This is a genomic window from candidate division KSB1 bacterium (assembly GCA_022562085.1).
Taxonomy (GTDB): Bacteria; Zhuqueibacterota; Zhuqueibacteria; order Oceanimicrobiales; family Oceanimicrobiaceae; genus Oceanimicrobium.
This window is the reverse complement of record JADFPY010000020.1, coordinates 23,352-29,415: the sequence shown is the minus strand read 5'-3', so window position 1 is coordinate 29,415 and position 6,064 is coordinate 23,352. Positions and strand designations below refer to the sequence as shown.

Sequence of the window (6,064 nt, the reverse complement as noted above, 5' to 3'; positions counted from 1 at the left end):
GTTTTATTACCTTGATAAGTTTTTTGTGTGGAGGCATGCAGTGAGTATGAATTGCACACGATTTTACACACTGGCGGATTATGAGATTAATAAAAACAAATGCTTATGACGACATAACGACGGCCTGTCAAGCCGGAGATCGCGGGTTCGAATCCCGTCGGCCCCGCATACATTATCAATTTCAAAAGCCATTACATCTCTAAAAATGTGATGGCTTTTTTTTGAGTCTACTAAAATCTTTGAAAGGTTGCTTAACCGATCAAACACTCAATTCACTAAAAGGTCTGGTTTTAACTGTTAGTGGATGTTCAAAAAAATATTTCAAAAATTGGTTTCTATATTGATAATTGAGGAATTATATTTTATATTGATTGCAATTTTCAATGATCAGGAAAGTACACAAAATAGCTGAATGAAGGAGCCCTTTCGGAAATGAGACTAACGGATATTCTGAGTGAGAATCGAATTAAGATTCCTCTTGCCAATACCGAAAAGGAAAAAATTATCGAAGAAATGGTAGGGGTTATCGCTGATTCCGTTAAGCTCGAAAATAAAGCTGAAATCCTGAAAGCCGTCCTGGATCGGGAAGCAGTGATGAGCACCGGCGTCGGCGATGAAGTTGCGATCCCGCATGGAAAAACAGAAAGCCTGAACGAAATTATCGCTGCGCTCGGGATTACTAAAGACCCAATCGATTTCAATTCTTTGGACGATAAACCGGTGCGGTTGGTTTGGCTGTTGATTGGACCCCAGGACAAAACCGGTCCGCATTTAAAGGCGCTGAGCCGGATTTCCAGACTCATGTATAAGAAAGAATTCAGAGAACGTTTAATTCAAACAAAAACCCCAAAAGATGCCATCGAGGTCATTGATTCAGAAGAAACAAAGTACTTTGAATCTTAATTTGCATTTAAAACACCCCCCTTGATTTCAAAAAACCAAATAAAATATTACACTTCCCTGAAGAAAAAAAAAGTTCGAGAACTGGAACGAAAATTCATTGTGGAAGGGTTGCGGCTGTGTGAGGAAATTTTTAATTCGGAATATGAATTTGAGAAACTAATCTATTGTCCTGCCAAAATTTCCTCAGAGCGAGCCAATCGCTTCATTGAAAAATGTAAAGGCGCCGGAATACCGAACGAAGAAGCCGACACGAAGTCATTGAAGCAGGTTTCCGACACCGTGCATTCCCAGGGGATTTTGGGGATAGTTAACATGCAGCATTTTTGTCTTGAGCAGCTTATGGCCAACTCTCCTAAACATCTGATTGCTTTAGACAATATAAATGACCCTGGAAATTTAGGCACCATCATTCGCTCGGCAAGCTGGTTTGGCGCCAACGGCGTTTTATTAAGCCAAAATTCAGTTGAATTTACAAACCCCAAAGTCGTACGAGCAAGTATGGGGAGTCTGTTTCATCTGCCGATTCTGCAGCAGCTCGACCTCTACAAAGAACTGTGCAAGCTAAGTGAACTTGGGTATTCTTTACTTGTCGCAGATACCGGCGGGGACATTGAATTTACCCAGGCTGATTTTAGCCACAAATGGATCCTTGTTTTTGGCAACGAAATTTCAGGCGTCAGTGAAGAAATCAAGGGTATTGCTTCGGGCATTCTAAACATCCCTCGCAAAGGCAGGGGTGAGTCTCTAAATGTGGCGGTATCCGCCGGAATCATTTTAGCCGAAACTTTAAGGGCTAACAAAAATTGAACGATCTCCCAGAAAAAGAAACGATTCCACATCCGAGTTTAAAAATCATTTTTGGATTAATCCTTGCCGGTTTTATTTTAGTAGTGGTGCTGCTTTCTGTTTTTAGTCTTGCAGGAGCTTCAACATCTTCGCTATTGGTGTTTGGTGAGATTTCGCTCATTGTTCCTACAATAGTCTACCTGAATCGTAAGAATTATAATTTGAGGGAAGTTTTTCGATTCAAACTAATCGACCCAAAGATAATTTATTTAAGCTTTCCTTTAGGCATTTCAATCACGATTTTGAGCGACGAGATAGACCGCATTGTAAGCACTTTTATGGAAATCCCAGCAGAATGGCAGGAAATAATAGCAAAAAATTTAATAGCTGACTCTCCTTTAGAATGGTTTAACCTCTTTTTAGGCGCCGTGGTTTTGGCAGGCATTTTTGAAGAGATGCTTTTTCGAGGTATGCTGCAAAAAGCTTTCGAGCGAAAATTTGAATTACACCAGGCAATTTTTCTAACAGCTTTTGTTTTCGCCATCATTCACTTGCCGTTTCAGTTGATCCAAATAATGATTTTGGGCACAGTTCTCGGTTTTATTGCCTGGCGCAGCAACAGCATTATCCCGACCATAATTCTGCACTGCTTGAACAACGGCTTCGCGCTTATCTTCGCCAACTCAAATCCTGAAAGTTGGAATTGGTACAACTGGAACGGGCATGTCAACCCCACCGTCCTCGTTATTGCTGCCGGCCTATTATTCTACTCAGCCAAATCATTTTTCCGATTGACTAAAAACACCTACGCAGCATAACACCACTCCAGATTTGTAGGTCAATTAGGGTCGCAGATCTGAAATTGACAAAGACCCGGAATACGTCTGTAAAAAAGTCCTGCGGACATTTTTGACCTACTTTGAAGCAATTGAACATTCATTTGCAACACTGGCAATGTTAATTATCGAAACATCTCAGGTGTTCTGTAATTCTCCTAAAAATATTTCAAATAAATTTAAAATTTTTCTATTTTCTGCTTCCGCAAAAGCCTCTGATTGACCATAATAATAGATTGTTGTCACGCACCTCGAACTGCAACTTTGCTAAACTCCATCTTATATGAAAAAAATCGTAATGCTCCATGAGGACCTTGGTACGCAAATGCAAATCTACTTAGCGCTTTGTGATGCGTACAAAGTAGAAATTGCTGAAAACGTTGAATCGGCTATGTACCTGCTCCGAAAAACCAAACCTGAAATTTTACTTCTTGATTATAAATTAGATCAATTTACGTCAAACGGAAAAACCGGCGTTGATTTCATTAGGAAAGTTAAGAAAAAATACATCGATCTCAAGGTCATGATGATTATGGACAACAATGATCAAATCCAGATCCAGGAACACGGGGCTGATGAGGTTCTTTATAAACCGATCAAAAATAGAAACTTAATTTCAAATGTGAGAAGATTAGCAGGTGCAACTGCTTAAGAAGCATCCTTAATCCCTACAACAACCTTGACGCACTCCCTTGACGGGATTAGGGGGAACAGGCCAGTATTCGTCCGCGATGCTGGCCATTTTTTTGTTATCCTTGTCTTTGCGAGGCGTCCCGACTTTCCTTGAAATATTAATAATGAATTCGGGATACCGAAGCAATCTGCAATCGCGAGATTGCTTCGCTGACAAATCCCGAATGGTCGGGACAAAGACTACAAAGTTTATCGAGTTGGTATAAAAGAAAAGGAAATCCTATTTCTGCAAAATTTCCGACTTCAACTTAATACCATGCTTCTTAAATATTTCCTCATACTTCGAGAAGTTTAATTTCATTTCAGCTAAAGTCGAGTAGTAGCCGTAGTTTAGAATTGATTTACGAGATTCGAAGTCCATTACGCCCGTTAAAAATAACATTTCATCTGAAGACATCGGTTGAAAAATTACAATATCGATATTCGGGTTCTCTTGTCTGAATCGCTTCAATCCGAATTTAAAACGGGTTAAGGTTTCGATCCGGCGCGCCTGGTCGCTAATCAACCCCATTCCTTTATCTTTGATACTCCCCAAATTTCCGTTGAAAGTAGGTAAGCTTAATTTCGTTTTGTCATTTTCGAAAGGAACCGTCGGGTTGATGATAATGATGAGTTTAGCGCCATTTCGGATGGCGATGTCGACATGCGAGACCTGTCCGGTCGAACCGTCGATGAAATCGCGTCCATTAATACTCACGGGTCGAAAAAAAATGGGGATTGCTGCAGAAGCCGCCACCGCTTTTGAAATAGGCACGGTTTTATCATCTTCACCAAAAACCCAACGCTTCCCGGTATCTAACTCTGTAGCGGGAATATAAAGCTCTTTTTTCAAATTACGAAAATCATTGGTCTTCCCTTCCGGGTAGAGCAGGCCGGCCATGAGTTTGTCCAGGTTATTCATGGAGAAAATACCCGGTGGAATAAATTCCTGCATGATAGAAAGAAGATCCATGAAACTCGCTTGTTTGCGATTGATCCAGCCGTATCGAATCAAACCCGGCAAACGCTTAAAAAGAGGAGCAAAAGCCCTGAAAACTTCCGACCAGCGCAGATCATAAATATTCTTTCTCTGAAAATTCAACCCGGAATTACTATTTGTGCAAATTCCCTTATACATCTCGTCAGGTGAATAGCCGTTGGCTATCAGGGGCGCGATAACCGCACCGGCACTGATTCCCACAAAAATATCAAAATCATTAATAGAATTCGGGGCTTCAAAAAATTCATCCAATGCTCTTAGGCAGCCGACTTCATACATTGAGCCACTGATGCCGCCGCCGGCAAGGCACAAAGCAATTTTACTTTTGCGCTTTGACATTTTTATATACTTTTATGCATCCTTGAATTTGAAATTTTATAACTTTTATACGAATCCGAATACTAAAATTTTTAACAATTTATTTGCAATCCCTGTTCCAGTCCTTTCCTTTAAATCGTCACGAAATGGGGAAAACTTACTATTTCATGAAAGCCCCTACAAGTAAAACAGGTGTCCCAATGGTGTAGATTTTTAAGCACCTAAGCAGCGTTGAAGGTATAATATTTTATTTTATGTTTCCACAAATATCCCAAAACTTGATTTCTTGCTAAGCCTTGCTTGTCAAATGAGATTTTTAGAAATCATCAAAAATATCATCACCGATGATAAGAAGTTTCTGATTCTTGTTTTCACCCTGGCTATATTTCTGAGAGTTGCGTTTTTATTAACTGTCGAAAACAGGTACTATTTCAGCGATTCTTTAGAATACGAAGATTCCGCAGTGCAAATTTTATCTGGTCAGGGGTTTGGTGATTTCAAGAGAGCGCCGCTTTACAGCGTGTGGATGGCCGGCATATTCTTTTTTACCGGCCAGGGTAATATCCTGGCTCTTCGACTTGTGGGTGCAGTCCTGGGTGCGTTTTTGTGCGTTGTCCTTTTCTAGATAGGAAAAACAGTTTATAATCGTTCGGCCGGGGTCATTGCAGCGGGATTCTCTGTGTTTTATCCGATATTTGTTTTCCTGCCGAGTCTAAATTACCCGACCTTGCCAAGCACGCACCTGATTACTCTTGGTGTTTATCTCACAGTTTCGTTGAAGCGGTTTTAGGAAAAACTATTTAAGCATTTTGGCAGGAATGTTCTTCGGTCTGTCGGCTCTGGCGGTTGCGCCAACAGCAACGATTGTCATTGCGGTAATTGTCTGGCTGTTATTTTTTTCAAAGTTAGAAATCAAATCTCGACTCAATCACAGCTTATTGATTGCGGTTACGTTTTTACTCACGCTGACTCCCTGGATTCTGAGAAATTATTCTTACTATGGAGAATTTGTGCCGATAAGGAAAGGGGTAGAACGCCACATCTTTTCTTATGAAAATGGCACCATTAAAAACGACAAACAAAAAACGACCCAGTTCAAAGATAAAATAGAATCGATACGCAAAAATTCCGCAACTTTTTTGTGGCACTATAACAAAAGGTTCATGCGGTTTTGGAGATTAGCGCCTTCACGAAAAATGAAATCCGCCAATCCTGACTATAATTTGAAGTTGCATGAAAAAGATCAACGAATTACTAAAACAAATAAATTTTCGCGCTCAGATCTCACTTTTATCGTGAATACAATAACCTTTGGGCCCATTTTGATTTTTTCAATTCTCGGCCTTTTTTTGAATAGAAAACATTTACCGGAATCTTTAATACTCATCCTGCCGTGCCTAATCCTCGCTTTAACATATTCCTTCTTTTACACGAATGTCAGATATCGAATCCCAATTGAGCCGTTGATGATCGTTTTCGCTGCAAACAGTTTCTATTCTGTGTTTGAAGCGGTGAAGGAAAAAATTAGAGAGTCAAAAAAGTAAGCTTA

The 6,064-nt window shown here is 40.2% G+C and carries 7 protein-coding genes; 6 read left to right on the top strand and 1 reads right to left on the bottom strand.

All coding sequences use genetic code 11. The features are described from left to right. Positions 1 to 432 precede the first annotated feature (432 nt). The 4 genes from IH879_03495 (at position 433) to IH879_03480 (ending at position 3,177) form a co-directional block, all read left to right on the top strand. Positions 433 to 903 (top strand): PTS sugar transporter subunit IIA, encoded by a 471-nt coding sequence (locus IH879_03495; GenBank protein MCH7673996.1) that lies wholly within the window; start codon positions 433 to 435, stop codon positions 901 to 903. Positions 904 to 924: 21 nt separating this feature from the next. Next, positions 925 to 1,710 carry an RNA methyltransferase gene (locus tag IH879_03490; protein ID MCH7673995.1) on the top strand — a complete coding sequence of 262 codons (786 nt, stop codon included), beginning with the start codon at positions 925 to 927 and terminating at the stop codon, positions 1,708 to 1,710. After that, a complete protein-coding gene (locus IH879_03485; GenBank protein MCH7673994.1) occupies positions 1,707 to 2,507 on the top strand; it encodes a CPBP family intramembrane metalloprotease in 801 nt (266 codons plus the stop codon). The genes IH879_03490 and IH879_03485 overlap by 4 nt, the downstream gene beginning before the upstream one ends. Positions 2,508 to 2,850: 343 nt before the next feature. Further along, complete coding sequence (locus tag IH879_03480; GenBank protein ID MCH7673993.1) at positions 2,851 to 3,177, top strand: response regulator; 327 nt, start codon at positions 2,851 to 2,853, stop codon at positions 3,175 to 3,177. 261 nt (positions 3,178 to 3,438) lie between these two features. On the opposite strand, the gene IH879_03475 is transcribed toward IH879_03480, so the two are convergent. Then, entirely contained in the window at positions 3,439 to 4,536 is a 1,098-nt protein-coding gene (locus IH879_03475; protein MCH7673992.1) for a patatin-like phospholipase family protein, read from the bottom strand. 286 nt (positions 4,537 to 4,822) lie between these two features. Here IH879_03475 and IH879_03470 point away from each other — a divergent pair, with 286 nt between their 5' ends. Then, on the top strand, positions 4,823 to 5,140 hold the full coding sequence (locus IH879_03470; GenBank protein ID MCH7673991.1) for a hypothetical protein: 318 nt from the start codon (positions 4,823 to 4,825) through the stop codon (positions 5,138 to 5,140). 184 nt (positions 5,141 to 5,324) lie between these two features. Then, positions 5,325 to 6,059 carry a hypothetical protein gene (locus IH879_03465; GenBank protein ID MCH7673990.1) on the top strand — a complete coding sequence of 245 codons (735 nt, stop codon included), beginning with the start codon at positions 5,325 to 5,327 and terminating at the stop codon, positions 6,057 to 6,059. The last annotated feature ends 5 nt before the right edge of the window (positions 6,060 to 6,064 follow it).